Source organism: Paracidovorax cattleyae, from assembly GCF_900104515.1.
In the GTDB taxonomy this organism is placed as follows: domain Bacteria; phylum Pseudomonadota; class Gammaproteobacteria; order Burkholderiales; family Burkholderiaceae_C; genus Paracidovorax; species Paracidovorax cattleyae.
The window spans coordinates 23,938-37,141 of the sequence record NZ_FNJL01000042.1; the positions used below are offsets into that span (position 1 = coordinate 23,938).

Sequence of the window (13,204 nt, forward strand, 5' to 3'; positions counted from 1 at the left end):
GCGGCGCACGGCACTTCACGCTCGCCTCACAGACCTCATTTCCCCCTCACACCCGGAGCCGAGACTGCCCCTCCATCACCACTCGCCGGAGGAGCACCTCTTGAAACACCCCTTTCTCGCCAAAGCCGCGGCGCTTGTCGCGGTCACCCTGCTGCTGCTCTTCGGGCTCGGCATGATCGAAGACATCGTGCGCGACCGGCAGCACTACCGCAGCGAAGCCACCCGCAGCGTGGCCCAGAGCCTGGCCGGTCCGCAGACGCTGCTGGGACCGATGCTGCACAGCGCCTGCGTGGAGACCTGGGATACCGTCACCGGCAAGGGAGAGGAGCGCCGCACGACCGAGCAGCGGCGCGAATTCCTGCTCACGGCCATGCCCGAATCGCTGCAGGTGCGGTCGGGCGCCGCGATGCAGCAGCTCTCGCGCGGCCTGCACCAGGTCAACGCCTATACCCTCCAGGCCCATGTCACCGCGCGCTGGGCCACGCTCGCGGACCTGCAGCCGCACGCCACCGTGGAGGGATCGCGCATGCAGTGCGGCGCGCCCATCCTCATGCTGGCCGTGGGCGATGCACGCGGCATACGCGCCGCGCGGGTGGAGGTGGACGGGCAACCTCTGGCGCTCAAGCCCGGCACCTTCCACCCCACCTATACGCGCGGCCTGCACACACCGTTGCCGGAAGCGCTCCGCGGGCGCGGCGAGCCCCTGGTCGCCTCCGTGGATCTCGAGCTGGTGGGTACCGAGCGGCTTTCGGTGGTTCCCCTGGGCGGCGCGACCGACGTACAGTTTCAGAGCAGCTGGCCGCATCCTTCGTTCGGTGGCCGCTTTCTGCCCTCGGAGCGCGCGCTCGGCGACGACGGGGTCACTGCACGCTGGCATCTCTCCGCGCTGGCCACCACCGCGCAGCAGGACGTTGCCGCCAGCCGGCGGCTGTGCGACCTTGCCGGCGATCCGGCGCCCTACCAGCCATCGGGAACGGCCGAGGCGGGCTGCGCCGATGTGTTCGGCGTCTCCTTCATCGACCCCGTCAATCCGTATTCGCTCTCCGGCCGCGCCACGAAATACGGCGTGCTGTTCATCGCGCTCACCTTCCTGGCCGTGGGCCTGTTCGAGCTGCTGCAGCGGCTGCGGGTGCATCCGGTGCAATACCTGCTGGCGGGCAGCGCACTGTGCAGTTTCTTCCTGCTGCTGGTAAGTCTGTCCGAGCATCTGCCTTTCGGCACGGCCTACGCAGCAGCGGCTGGCGCGTGCGCGTTGCTGCTGACCTACTACGCCTGCCACATGCTGCGCAGCGTGCGGCGCGGCCTGCCATTCGGCGCGGGCATCGCCGTGCTCTACGGCCTGCTCTACCTGCTGCTGCAACTGGAGCAGACGGCGCTGGTGGTGGGCGCGCTTTCGCTCTTCGCCGTGCTGGCATTCGTGATGGTGGCGACCCGCAAGCTGGACTGGTATGCGCTGTCCAGCAGCCGACGGGGCCCGTCCAACTCGCCACGAACCGAGACCGCAGCATGACGGGGGCGCCTGCGACCGGAACGGCAACCCCATGCGCCGCGACATCCTGGTCGGGCTACCTGTCGGCACGGCAGGACGCGGGCGCGGCAGGCATGGCAACACCGCTCAGCCCGGCGGAAGCGGCCAGGCTCGCCCACTACCGGGACCGGCTGTTGGCGGCGTGGGAAGCCAGGGACCGTCCCGCGCTGAGGATCGCGAAGCAGGCCGTGCTGCAAACCGCCGCCATGCCCCGGGAATCCACACCGGCCTTCGCACGGGCCATGCGCCTGATGGCCTGGCGCATGGCGGCCCTGCGCCTGGACCGGTCCCGGGTAGCGTGAGCATCGCGATGGTCCGCCACGGCAGCCAACGCGCCGGGCGAAGCGGGGTACGCAGTGCTTCAGCCCACGGCCGCCGCCACCCCGGACTTGGCCGCTTCGACGGCCAGGTCTGCGGAACAGGCACCTCCGCAGCCATGGATGGGCGCCGCCGGCAGCGCATCCGGCGCATGTACCCGGCCGCTGACCGGGTCGTAGCCGACGCGGCGCAGGTGCAGGGCCAGTGCCGCGTCCATGGTCTGCGTGTGCTGCGGGAACCAGACGGCGAGCTCGCCTGCCATATGGCGCAGTACCGCGGTATCTCCCGTCTCGGCGCGTGCCGTACCTTCTCCCATCACCTGGAGCACCACCTTGTGCTGCAGGCTGTGGCAGTTGCCCGATGCGAAACGGGTCGCGGCCATCCATGCGTCCTCGCGCGCGAAATGCTCCGTGGTGTGCGCCACCAGGGCATTCCAGGCAGAGAGCAGTTCGCTGTCTGCAGCCGCCTCGACGGCAGCCAGCAGCGCGACGAATTCCTCGTGCGTTTCATCCATGAGGGGCAGGTCCAGTGCGAGACCCTCCGACCATTGCAGTGCGGCCATGCATCTCTCCAATCCTTGGCTTGCGGTGAGCGATGCAGCTTAGGTGCAGCCCCGGCCGGAAGATTTGATGCAGGTCAGCGTTCGGGCCGCCGGCCAGGGCATCCATGCCCCGGTATGGACACAAAAAAGGCCGAAGCCCCCGTCAGGAGACCTCGGCCCACAGAGGGCCATGGCGTGGCGTGCCATGGCTCCCACCAGTACGCTTACTGGTTGTACATGCGCTTGGCGTCTGCAACGCACTTGTCCTTGGCGTCACCGCTCATGGTGTCGCAGCGCTCCTTGGCAGCCTTGTAGTCGGCTTCACGCTTTTCGTGGGCTGCGTCCTTCTTGGCTTCAGCCACCTGTGCGCCCTTCTCGGCAGCGGTGTCGGCGGGCTTGGTTTCAGCGCGGGCCACCTTGGCGTCTTCCTTGGCCTTCACATGGGCTGCCTTGGCATCCTTCTGGCAGACGTTCTTGGCATCGCCCTTCAGGTCGTCGCACTTTTCCTTGGCCACGTCGTAGGCGGCATCGGCGCGCGCCTCGGCCACCTTGTAGGTGTTCTTGTCGCTGGGCTTGTACTGGGCTTCCAGCTCGGCCTTGGCGATCTTCTCGTTGCCCTTGGCTTCCTTCTGGCAGACGTCCTTGGCATTGCCCGTCAGGCCGTCACACTTGGCCTTGGCGGCCTTGTAGTCGGCGGAGATGCGGTCGCCGGCGGCCTTGTGTTCTTCCTTGGTCATGGCCATGCCGGAGGTGGCGAGCAGACCGGCGACGGCCAGGGCGAGCAGATTGCGTGCGTGCTTCATTGTTTTCTCCTCAAGTCAGTGAAGGGGATGGTTTTAGGAAATGTGCTGAGAGAGCAGGAGTCCGAACGGATCACTTGTCGAAACGGAAATCGGGATGGCGGTCCTGCCAGGCCTTGAGTTCCTTCTCGGCGGCATCGCGTGCCAAACCTTGGCGCTCCTGCAGCTTGCCGAGGAACTGGTCGCGCTTGCCGGCGACAACGTCGAGGTCGTCGTCGGTGAGCTTGCCCCACTGTTCCTTGATCTTGCCGGTGAATTGCTTCCAGTTGCCCTTGATGGTGTCTTCGTTCATGGACGTGTCCTCTCTTCTGGGGGTCTCGCTTCCGCCATCCACTCCGATACGGGGTGGAACCCTTGCGGTATGCGATGGAGGCACTGTAAAAGTCGGCCCGGCACGGTCGCGTAGGCACGGGGGGTGAGGCTGCGTCAGCCCAGGACTACTGACCACGTGAGCACCCAGCCATAAAAAAAGGGCATGCAAGCACGCCCTTCGGGATGGAGAGAGGAGAGGCGCCGCGGCCGGCGCACCCGGTCAATGGGCCAGGTGCAGGCCGCACTCGCGGTTGTCTTCGCCCTTGGTCGGGTCCACGTAGTCGAAATTGTTGGGCAGGCCGTGCGCCTGGCAGTACTCGTACAGGTCCTTGGAGCTCCAGTGGAGCAGCGGCGCGACCTTGACGAGGCCGTCGGGGTTGAGGCTCACCGGATCCATCTGCGCCCGTACCGCGGTGTCGGTGGCACGCAGGGCGGTGAACCAGACCTTGGGTGCGGTCTCGCGCAGGGCCCGCGCGAAGGGCTCGAGCTTGACCTCCTGCGTGAACGCGGCGTGGCGGGGGTCGTCCAACCCGGGTGTGGGACCGTCCACCGCCTCGCGGTGGGCCCGCGAGCGCAGCGGAAGGTAGATGCGCAGGTTCAGCCCGAGCTGTCGCGTCACCTCGTCGGCGAACCGGTAGGTGGCTTCGGTGTTGTAGCCGTTGTCCATCCACACGACCGGGATGTCCGGCCGGGTGCGCGTGCACATGTGCAGGATCACGGCCTCGAACGGGCGGAAGTTGGTGGTGACGATGGGGGGCTGGCCCAGGCCGATGGCCCAGTCCACGAGGCCCTGCGCGTTGTGGCCGAGTTCGGCATTGATACGGTCGAGGTCGATGCTGCTCATGGGATGCGTGGCTCCGTTGCCGCGCCGGCAGGAAAGGAAAAGCGCCGGCGGCAGGGCTGGCATTGTGCCCCGCGTCCGGCCGGCCGTCCCGGCGCCAGGGCTCGCCCACGCCAGCGGCAGGGACGCAATACGCGGAATTCTGTTTATCAATGTTAATAATTCGTATTAACTTTTCTATAATCACGGCCGCCATGACATCCATCGCTGCCGATTCCCGCGCCGCCCCCGGCGCCGCCCCCCTGCTGGCGGCGCTCGTACAGCACTACGAGGAACTGGTCGGCGCGCTGCGGCAGCGCTTCGGCGAAGACTGCTTTCCCCGCGAGATCGTGAACGAGGTCTGCGTGCGGTTGCTGGAGCGACCCGTGCCGCAGCATGTGGAGAACCCGGTAGCGTTCCTGCGTGCGGTGTCGCGCGACCTGGCGATCGACCGGCACCGCGCCCGCGCACGCCGGCCCGAGACGGCCGTGGAACCGGATTTGCTGGAAGCGCATGCATCGCCACCGGCACCCGCGCGGCTGTCGCCGCCCGAACTGGCCTGCGCGGCGCAGCAGTGCCGGCAGGCCCTGCTGTCGGCCATCGCAGAGCTTCCCGAGGCCTGTCGCGATGTGTTCGTGATGGCCAAGCTGTACGGGCTGCCCCAGGACGAGGTCGCGCAGCGCCTGGGCATCTCGCGCAGCATGGTGGCACGGCACCTGGCACGTGCCTTGCGCAGCGTGCAGCCGGTCCTGCAGGGAGCCCGCGACCGCAGCAGCCCGCCGGCCGGGGATCCACAGCGCGACCATGAATACTGATCAGGCGCGCAAGCCGCCGCCCGCCCGCCGGCCTGCGCGCTCTCCCCACCTTCCGTTCGACGAAGCGCTGGCGCCCTTCGCCGACGCATTGCGCCAGCACCTGCCCACGCCCGAGGAAATCGAGCGCGCAGCCGCCGCCCGCAAACGGCGCCGTACCGCCCAGGCGGCTGCGGGCACGGCGGCGGCAGCCCTGCTTACCGCCGGAATCTGGTGGGCCGACCCGGCATGGCACCGCGACACCCTCGCCACCGCCCAGGGAGAGCGCCGCAGCGTGCGACTGCCGGACGGCAGCGAGGTGCGGCTGCACGGCCAGTCCCGCGTGGAGGTGGCGCTGCACCTGCGCTCCCGCAGGCTGGCCCTCTCCACGGGCGAGGCGTCGTTCGACGTGGCCCATGCGCCTTGGCACCGCTGGCTGCCATGGCTGCAGCGGCCCTTCGCCGTGCAGGCCGGCGCCGTGCGCGTGCTCGACATCGGTACCGTGTTCCAGATCCGCCGCCGCGGAGCGCCGTTCACCCCGGGTGGAACGGGGCGCACGGACATCGCCGTGCTGCAGGGCCGGGTCAGCGTGCATCCGCTGCACGGGACAGCCCCGGCGGTGCCGCTGGTGGCCGGAGACCTGCTGCGCGTGCCGGACAGCGCTGCGACCGCGGGCGCCATGCCAGGGCTGCCGGCCCCGGAGCGCCCGGGCCCCGCTGCCATGGCCGCGGCCACGGCCTGGCGCGAGGGACGGCTGCTGCTGGAGGCGACGCCGCTGGCCGATGCCGTGGCGGAGATGCAGCGACTGCACGCCGCGCCCATCGTGATCGCGGACGAGCAGGCCGCGGGCCGGCAGATTTCCGGGGTGTTCGACCTCGACCGCATCGACCAGCTCATCGATCTGCTGCCGCGGCTCGCGCCCGTGGCGGTGCACCGGCAGCCCGACGGCAGCGTGGTGATCCGGTCCCGCGCGGGGACGCACTCCGCCTCCTGACGGCCCGGCCGCGGGGAAACGGCCCCCCAACCTGCCTGGCAAATTTTTTCGTGGGAGAGGTGTACAAACCCACGCGCCCGTTCGGCTTGCAGGCAAGCCGGAGCTCTCTCCGGCTATTTCTTCACCGCCTTCCGCCAGGAGTTTCCGTTCCATGCCGACCCCGTTCCGCCCTCCGCGCCACCTTCACCCCCTGCGCCAGCCCCGTTCCTTCGCTCTCCGGGGCGCGGCCCTGGCCGCGGCGCTGTGCATCGCTGCCGCCGCCCATGCCCAGCCCGTGGCCATCGACCTGCCCGAGCAGCCGCTGGCGCAATCGCTGTCCGCGCTCGCCCGCCAGAGCGGAGCGCAGATCGTGTTCGCCACCGAACTGGCGCAGGGTCTGCGCGCGCCCGCGCTGCGCGGCACGCTGGAGGTGCGCGAGGCGCTCGACCGCCTTATGGCCGGCACGGACCTCATCGTGCGAGTGCAGGATGGGCGCACCTTCACCGTCGAACGCGCCCAGGCAGCGCCGGGCCAGGCTGCCGGTGGCGCGCCCGCACTGGGCGAAGTGCGCGTGCGGGCCGCACGCGGCGAGGACACGGCGTACTACGCCCCTTCGTCCGCCAGCGGCACCAAGACCGAAGCCGCACTGCGCGACGTGCCGCAGACCATCGACGTGGTGCCCCAGCAGGTGATCCGCGACCAGGGCGCCACGTCGATCCAGGACACGCTGCGCAACGTGGCGGGCGTGGGCCTGTCCACGGGCGACGGCCAGCGCGACCAGGTGAGCATCCGCGGCTTCACCAGCATCGGGGACCAGTTCGTGGACGGCTTCCGCGACGATGCGCTGTATTTCCGCGACCTGTCGAACATCGAGCGCGTGGAGGTGGTGAAGGGGCCGGCCGCCGTGCTCTACGGGCGAGGATCTTCCGGCGGCCTCGTGAACCGCGTCACGAAGAAGCCGGGCACCAACGTGTCCGATGCGGCCGTGAGCGTGGGCAGTTGGGCGGACAAGCGGGCCGAGTTCGACGTCAGCCGCGCGCCCGCGGACAGCGACTGGTCCTGGCGCGTGACCGGTGCGGCCGAGGACGCCAACAGCTACCGCAGCCAGCAGTTCCTGGAGCGCCAGGCGATCGCGCCGTCGGTGCTGTGGAAGCCCGATGGCGCCACCTCGCTGATGCTGCAGGCGGATTACCTGCGGGACAAGCGCGTGACCGATTTCGGCATTCCGGCGTACCGGGGCCGCCCGGTGGCCGTGGACCCGCGCACCTACTACGGATCGGCCAATGCACGCGATGCGGATACGTCGGAATCTAAAGTGGGCTCCTTCACGGCCACCTTCGAGCACCGCTTCTCCGACACTCTGCGCGTGCGCAATGCCCTGCGCTACTACCACTACGAGCTGGACCGCCAGAACACGCTGCCGTCCGGCGGCGTGAACGAGGCCGCCGGCACCGTGGCGCTCACGCGCTCGGGCATCGACCGCTTCGAGCACGGCGTGTTCAATCAAACCGAGCTGATCCAGAAACTGCGCACCGGCAGCGTGGAGCACGAGGTGCTGTACGGCGTGGAACTGGGCCAGCAGAACAAGGACGCGCTCACGCTGTCGGGCGGCACGCTCGGCACCGTGAACCTGTGGAACCCGGTGCTGCCCGTGGCGCCGCTCAATGGCGGCGGTGCCCTGACGGGCAGCACGCTGAACCGCTACCTGACGCGCGCCGCCTACGTGCAGGACCAGGTCACGTTCACGCCGGAGTGGAAGCTGCTGGCAGGCATGCGCTACGACCGGTTCGGCCAGGAGACCGACAACCGCCTGCCGGGCCAGGCGGACTTCGAGCGCACGGACACCACCTGGAGCCCGCGCCTGGGCCTGGTCTGGCAGCCCGATGCCGTGCAGTCGTACTACGCGTCGGTGAGCCGTTCGTACCAGCCGTCGGCCGAGATGTTCGCGCTGTCGGCATCGAATGCGTCCGTGAAGCCCGAGCGCACCACCAACTATGAAGTGGGCACGAAGTGGGAGCTGCTGGGCGGCCGCGCCACCGCCACGGCCTCGCTCTTCCAGCTGGAACGCACCGACATCAAGACCGCCGATCCGGCGCAGCCCACGGTGCTGATCCCCATCGGTACGCAGCGCACGCGCGGGCTGGAGCTGTCGCTCTCGGGAGAGCTGCGCCCCGGCACGCAGGCCACGTTCAGCTACGCGTTCCTGGATACGCGCGTCACGCGCTCCACGGCCACGGACGCGGGCCAGCTGGTGGAAGGCAAGCGCGCCACCCTCACCCCGCGCAATGCCTTCTCGGCCTGGGTCACCCAGCAGCTCGGCGAGGCCTGGAGCGTGGGCGGCGGCGTGAACTACGTGGGCGACCGCTTCGCCAACCCCGGCAACACCGTGACGCTGCCGTCGTACGTGGTGGTGGACGCCATGGCGCAGTACCGCATCGACCGCTCGACGACGGTGCAACTGAACCTGCGCAACCTGTTCGACCGCAACTACATCGTGTCGGCCCATGGATCGAACGCGAACCTGAACCTCCCGGGTGCGCCGCGCAATGCGACGCTGACGCTGCGGCACAGCTTCTGAAGCGGAGGGCATGGAGGGCCGGACGCGGGCGGGCCAGGTGTCACCGGGGAGTCATGGCCCCTTGTTACAAATGCCGGCCTCCAGTCGCCAGCGCGCGACCGGGGCACGCTCGTACAACGCCCTGCAACATCCGCGTCCCATGCCCACTTCCACGCTCCGCGCACGCCGGCCCGTGCGCCATCCCCTGGCGGCCTCCTCCCTGCTGGTTCTTCTCCTGAGCGCCTGCGGCGGCTCTGGCGGCTCGTCCGACAACTTCGAGAAGGGCCGCTGGACCACCGGCGACCTGCACACGCACACGGTGCAATCCGACGATTCACGCACCACGCAGACCCTGGACTTCCTGCTCGGCAAGGCTTTCGGCAGCTACGGCCTGGACTGGATGGCCGTGACCAACCACCTGCGCTCGTCCAAGTACGACAACGCGGCCAACCTGCTGCCCGCGCCCAGGGCCTTCGCCTACGGCATGGAAAGCTACGAGATGCCGCGCATCCAGGCGCTGCAGGACGCCGGCAACTACCAGGGCAAGCTGATCTATTCCGCGTTCGAGTGGGACATGCCCACGCACGACCACATCGGCGTCGGCATCTTCGAGGGAACCAGCGGCAACTGGAAGACCTCCGCCAGCGCGGCCAAGGAATTCCAGTACCTCTTCACCACCGGCGCCGAGTCGCTGTTCGACCCGGCCGACGTGGCCCGCTGGAAGGCCCGGTACCCGCAGCGCTACAACCAGACCGGCGACGATGCGATCAAGGCCATTGCCTGGCTGAAGGAAAAGTACCCCGACACCAGCTACGCGCTGATCAACCACCCCTCGCGCAACCCCAACAAATACACCATCGCCGACTTCCGCCAGATGAACGACCTGGCGCCCGGGATCGTGTTCGCCATCGAAGGCATGGTGGGCAACCAGCTCGAGCCCGACCGCGGCGGCTACACCTCGGCCTACATCGATGCCAACAAGCCCAACCGCACCTACGGCGGCACCGACTACATCGTGGCGCAGCTGGGCGGCGTGTGGGACGCGCTGCTGGGCGAGGGCCGCCGCATCTGGAACATTGCCGACTCCGACTCGCACTTCGAGATCGACTCCAACAACAACAGCAGCGGCTACTACCCCGGCGAATACGCCAAGACCTACGTCTGGCAGAGCGCCAAGGCGGAAGGCCACATCGACGGGCTGATCGACAGCCTGCGCGCGGGCCGCAGCTTCGGCGTGTTCGGCGACCTGATCAACGCCCTGGACTTCAACGTGTCCGGCACTGCGGGCCGGGCCACCATGGGCCAGGAGATCCAGGCCGCCCCCGGCGAACGCGTGACGGTGCGCATCCGCTTCAAGAGCCCTCCGGTCAACAACTACCAGCGCCCGGTGGCGAGCGGCAACCCGGGCAACATGACGCCCAGGGTGGACCATGTGGATCTCATCGTGGGCGACGTGGGCGCGAAAGCACAACCCGGCACCGACGCCTACCGGCAAGCCACCAACCCGAGCACCCGCGTGCTGCGCCGCTTCACCGCCGCGGACTGGACCACCGACGAGGAAGGCTACAACATGGTGGAGTTCCCGATGACCGTCACGAAGAACCAGTACCTGCGCCTGCGCGGCACCAACCTCGGCGAGAACGTGGCCGGCCTCACGTCCGGGGGCGAGCCGCTGGCGGACCAGCCGGTCACCACGACCGATCCTGCCACCCGCCACGACCAGATCAACGACCGCAACTACGGCAACCTCTGGTTCTACTCGAACCCGGTCTTCGTGTCGCTGCGCTAGCGGCCTTGCGGCGCCATCGCGCCGCCTTCCTGCTTCACCAACCCCATTTCCACCGCGCTTGTCCAGCGCGCGGTGGAAATGTTCTGCATTGCAGAACGCGCGGTGCAATGGCCATCCGCACACCTCCCGATGCAGGCACATTGGCATCCGTCCAGGGCACGCACCGCCCGGGGGGAAGGCTGCACCGGCCTTCCATTCACATGCACATGGGGAGGAAAGACCGGATGTCGCTTGCCTACTGGTTCCGGGAGGGACCTGCGGAGCCCATCGAAAATGGGTGGATTCAGTATGGACCGGGGAAGGGGTTGCCCAAGCTGGTGTTCGAAGGGCTGGATGACTCGCGGAAATTGGTGCAAAAGATCGCGACCATCGATCCCATCCGCAAAAAAATCATCCTCATCCAGCCTGGAGACAAAGCTCTGTATCTATCGGGGTTGAGAGAACGAGGCGTCGAGGGATATCTTTATCTTTTCGCCCACGCGACCGCACACCGCCTGCAGGGAGTCACGAACATTGAGGAAATCGCCCGGACCATCCGTACCAGCGGCATATGGCACAGACAACCTATTTTGATAGACGCATGCAATGCAGGAGCAGTTCCTGACGGCGTTGCAAGTGCATTGGCCAGAAGCTTGCTCACCCACGTTACTGCGCCCACCACAACCACCTGGAACCAAGCGTTCGGAGGCCCCGCCATTGGCCAAGGCGCCTTCGAGAAGCTACCTGGCGTGCTCGAACGCCTGGCTGTCCCCAACCTTCTGCGCCCGGGACAATGGCGAACCTGGGGCCCGGATGGCGAACCCATCGCTACCACCCGCACGTCACCACGCGATGGCGGCAGCCCCGTCACCGGCCGATCGGCCCGAGAGATGCTGAGGGAACAATGATGCTTCGATGGTGGAGACGCCTTGGATACGGCGCCAAATGGCTTGTGCTCATCTCAATACTGCTGAGTACCTACACCATCTGGTGGTGGGCCGACAGTGCACGGTGTGGCCAGCAGGACGAGTACTCCTATCACGGCATCTGCCTGATGCAGATAAAAGAGAGGGCCGAGCGGGGGGACAACGCTGCGCAATGGGCCTATGGAAGTTATCTCGAAACAGAAAACCAGGAATCGGAAGCTCGCATCTGGCAATTACGTGCAATGCACGGTGCCCGGGACGGCCTGGATCTGCGTGGGGAAATGCTTGGCTATTGCGACCGGATTCCTGGCTTCGACGCACGCACAGTGGAAGCGATCATGCTGCGCATCGCGCAGAGCAGCCCCGATGCCCATCTACGCCTTCTCCAACTTTATATATACCCTGGCTGCGGCGCTTTCAATCTCGAAAAGGCCAGTGCACAGATTCCGTTGTTGACCCAGTGTGCACACCTGACTCTGGTGGATTATCTGAACCGTGCCGAAAGTGCCCACCACCGCGTGTTACAGCCTACTCGCCAAGCCATCCGTTCGAACATGGCCATTTGCGAACGCGAACTGGCCAGCCCCCCACCGCCGGGCAGCACCGTGCGCGAATTCATGCCGGTGCGGAGGGCAAGCCTGGATGCGTTGGCACATGCACTGGCAACGCTGGGCGAATAAATGCAAATGCCGGAAGGCTCTTCGGTACACCAGCATTAAAGGATGCCGCGTCAATACTGGCATGGCAATGCTTTTCGTCGCCTCGCTACTGATCGGCATCTACACCGCATGGTGGTGGATCGACAGCGCGCGCACCTGTGATACCCAGGACGAATACAACCTTCGCGGCATCTGCCTCATGCGGATACAGGAGCGCGCCGAGCAGGGCGACAACGCCGCGCAATGGAGCTATGGCGCCTACCTCGAAACGGAGCGCAGGGAACCGGAAGCACGCCAGTGGCAGCTACGCGCCATGCACGGGGCACAGGTCGGAATGGACCTGCGCAGTGAAATGAAGGTCTTTTGCGACCGCATTCCCGGCTTCGATGCGCGCACCGTCGAAGCCATCATGCTGCGCGTGATGCCGAAAAGCCCCGATGCCCATCTTCGTTTGCTGCAGCTCTACATCCATCCCGGCTGCGGGGCGTTTGATCTCGACAAGGCCAGCGCGCAGATTCCCTGGTTGACGCAATGCGCACACCTCACGCTCGATGACTATCTCGAACGCGCTGAAAGTGCGAACTATCGCGTTCCGGCGGACACGCGAGCAGCGATCCGCACCAATATGGCGCTCTGCGACAAGGAACTGGAAGGGCATCCCCCTCCAGACACGACGGTGCAGGAATTCCTTCCAGTTCGCAGGCAGGACATCGAAGCGCTGCTGCGCCGCCTCGCGGCGCTGGCGCAATGACTTAGCGCCCCATCTGCGCCCCCCACTGCGCCACCTCCTGCGACGCCTGAGCGGCCCCCTCGGCCATGGCGAGCGTGCCGCCGCGAGGGTGTTAGCCGTGGGGACGGGGTGACCTGCCCCCTTCAGCCGTGCCAATGTTGAGTTAGCGAGTCCAAGGGTTTGGAGATTACTTGATCTCCGGTTGTTGCACAGCATCGCCAGTGCGCTGGCGATGCTGTGCGGCGAAACTGGCCGGCGGTATGCGCCCCAGTGAGCTGTGCGGGCGTACTTCGTTGTAGTCCCGCCGCCATCGGGCAATCTCCTGCCTGGCCTGTGGCAGTGACTCGAACCACTGCTCATTGAGGCACTCATCCCTGAACTTGCCGTTGAAGCTCTCAATGTAGGCGTTCTGCGTCGGGCAGCCTGCGTCGTTGAGCAAGTGCCGAACGCCCCGGGCCGCCGCCCAGGCCATGAACGCCCG

14 protein-coding genes are annotated in these 13,204 nt (G+C 67.2%); 9 read left to right on the forward strand and 5 right to left on the reverse strand.

The window, feature by feature from the left end; translation table 11 throughout:
- The first annotated feature begins 100 nt into the window (after nt 1–100).
- Nucleotides 101–1,510: a cell envelope integrity protein CreD gene (gene creD / locus BLR05_RS23325; RefSeq protein ID WP_092839614.1), complete on the forward strand. Its 1,410-nt coding sequence runs from the start codon at nt 101–103 to the stop codon at nt 1,508–1,510.
- Nucleotides 1,507–1,830 carry a hypothetical protein gene (locus BLR05_RS23330; protein ID WP_092839617.1) on the forward strand — a complete coding sequence of 108 codons (324 nt, stop codon included), beginning with the start codon at nt 1,507–1,509 and terminating at the stop codon, nt 1,828–1,830. The genes creD and BLR05_RS23330 overlap by 4 nt, the downstream gene beginning before the upstream one ends.
- Nucleotides 1,831–1,889: 59 nt before the next feature.
- On the opposite strand, the gene BLR05_RS23335 is transcribed toward BLR05_RS23330, so the two are convergent.
- The 4 genes from BLR05_RS23335 to BLR05_RS23350 all read right to left on the reverse strand — a co-directional run bounded on the left by BLR05_RS23335 (nt 1,890) and on the right by BLR05_RS23350 (nt 4,343).
- Nucleotides 1,890–2,408, reverse strand: a complete 519-nt coding sequence (locus BLR05_RS23335) for a hemerythrin domain-containing protein (protein ID WP_092839620.1) — start codon at nt 2,406–2,408, stop codon at nt 1,890–1,892.
- 203 nt (nt 2,409–2,611) lie between these two features.
- Complete coding sequence (locus BLR05_RS23340; protein ID WP_092839622.1) at nt 2,612–3,190, reverse strand: hypothetical protein; 579 nt, start codon at nt 3,188–3,190, stop codon at nt 2,612–2,614.
- 70 nt (nt 3,191–3,260) lie between these two features.
- Nucleotides 3,261–3,479 (reverse strand): CsbD family protein, encoded by a 219-nt coding sequence (locus tag BLR05_RS23345; protein WP_013592887.1) that lies wholly within the window; start codon nt 3,477–3,479, stop codon nt 3,261–3,263.
- Between the two features lie 240 nt (nt 3,480–3,719).
- Nucleotides 3,720–4,343 carry a phosphoadenosine phosphosulfate reductase domain-containing protein gene (locus tag BLR05_RS23350; RefSeq protein ID WP_092839625.1) on the reverse strand — a complete coding sequence of 208 codons (624 nt, stop codon included), beginning with the start codon at nt 4,341–4,343 and terminating at the stop codon, nt 3,720–3,722.
- Nucleotides 4,344–4,534: 191 nt separating this feature from the next.
- On the opposite strand from BLR05_RS23350, the gene BLR05_RS23355 reads away from it, so the two are divergent.
- The 7 genes from BLR05_RS23355 (at nt 4,535) to BLR05_RS23385 (ending at nt 12,744) form a co-directional block, all read left to right on the forward strand.
- The gene (locus BLR05_RS23355; protein WP_092839628.1) at nt 4,535–5,134 is read left to right on the forward strand and encodes an RNA polymerase sigma factor; all 600 of its coding nucleotides are present in this window, start codon (nt 4,535–4,537) and stop codon (nt 5,132–5,134) included.
- A complete protein-coding gene (locus BLR05_RS23360) occupies nt 5,124–6,104 on the forward strand; it encodes a FecR family protein (protein WP_092839631.1) in 981 nt (326 codons plus the stop codon). The genes BLR05_RS23355 and BLR05_RS23360 overlap by 11 nt, the downstream gene beginning before the upstream one ends.
- A 151-nt stretch (nt 6,105–6,255) precedes the next feature.
- Complete coding sequence (locus tag BLR05_RS23365) at nt 6,256–8,661, forward strand: TonB-dependent siderophore receptor (RefSeq protein ID WP_092839634.1); 2,406 nt, start codon at nt 6,256–6,258, stop codon at nt 8,659–8,661.
- Between the two features lie 139 nt (nt 8,662–8,800).
- Nucleotides 8,801–10,429: a CehA/McbA family metallohydrolase domain-containing protein gene (locus BLR05_RS23370; RefSeq protein ID WP_092839637.1), complete on the forward strand. Its 1,629-nt coding sequence runs from the start codon at nt 8,801–8,803 to the stop codon at nt 10,427–10,429.
- 224 nt (nt 10,430–10,653) lie between these two features.
- Nucleotides 10,654–11,316, forward strand: a complete 663-nt coding sequence (locus BLR05_RS23375; RefSeq protein WP_092839656.1) for a DUF8616 domain-containing protein — start codon at nt 10,654–10,656, stop codon at nt 11,314–11,316.
- Nucleotides 11,317–11,360: 44 nt separating this feature from the next.
- On the forward strand, nt 11,361–12,014 hold the full coding sequence (locus BLR05_RS23380; protein WP_225979058.1) for a hypothetical protein: 654 nt from the start codon (nt 11,361–11,363) through the stop codon (nt 12,012–12,014).
- 61 nt (nt 12,015–12,075) lie between these two features.
- Nucleotides 12,076–12,744 carry a hypothetical protein gene (locus BLR05_RS23385; RefSeq protein ID WP_092839642.1) on the forward strand — a complete coding sequence of 223 codons (669 nt, stop codon included), beginning with the start codon at nt 12,076–12,078 and terminating at the stop codon, nt 12,742–12,744.
- A 166-nt stretch (nt 12,745–12,910) separates the two neighbouring features.
- Here the strand turns inward: BLR05_RS23385 and BLR05_RS23390 are convergent.
- The coding region (locus tag BLR05_RS23390; protein WP_143015951.1) for an integrase core domain-containing protein at nt 12,911–13,204 on the reverse strand (294 nt) is incomplete at its 5' end.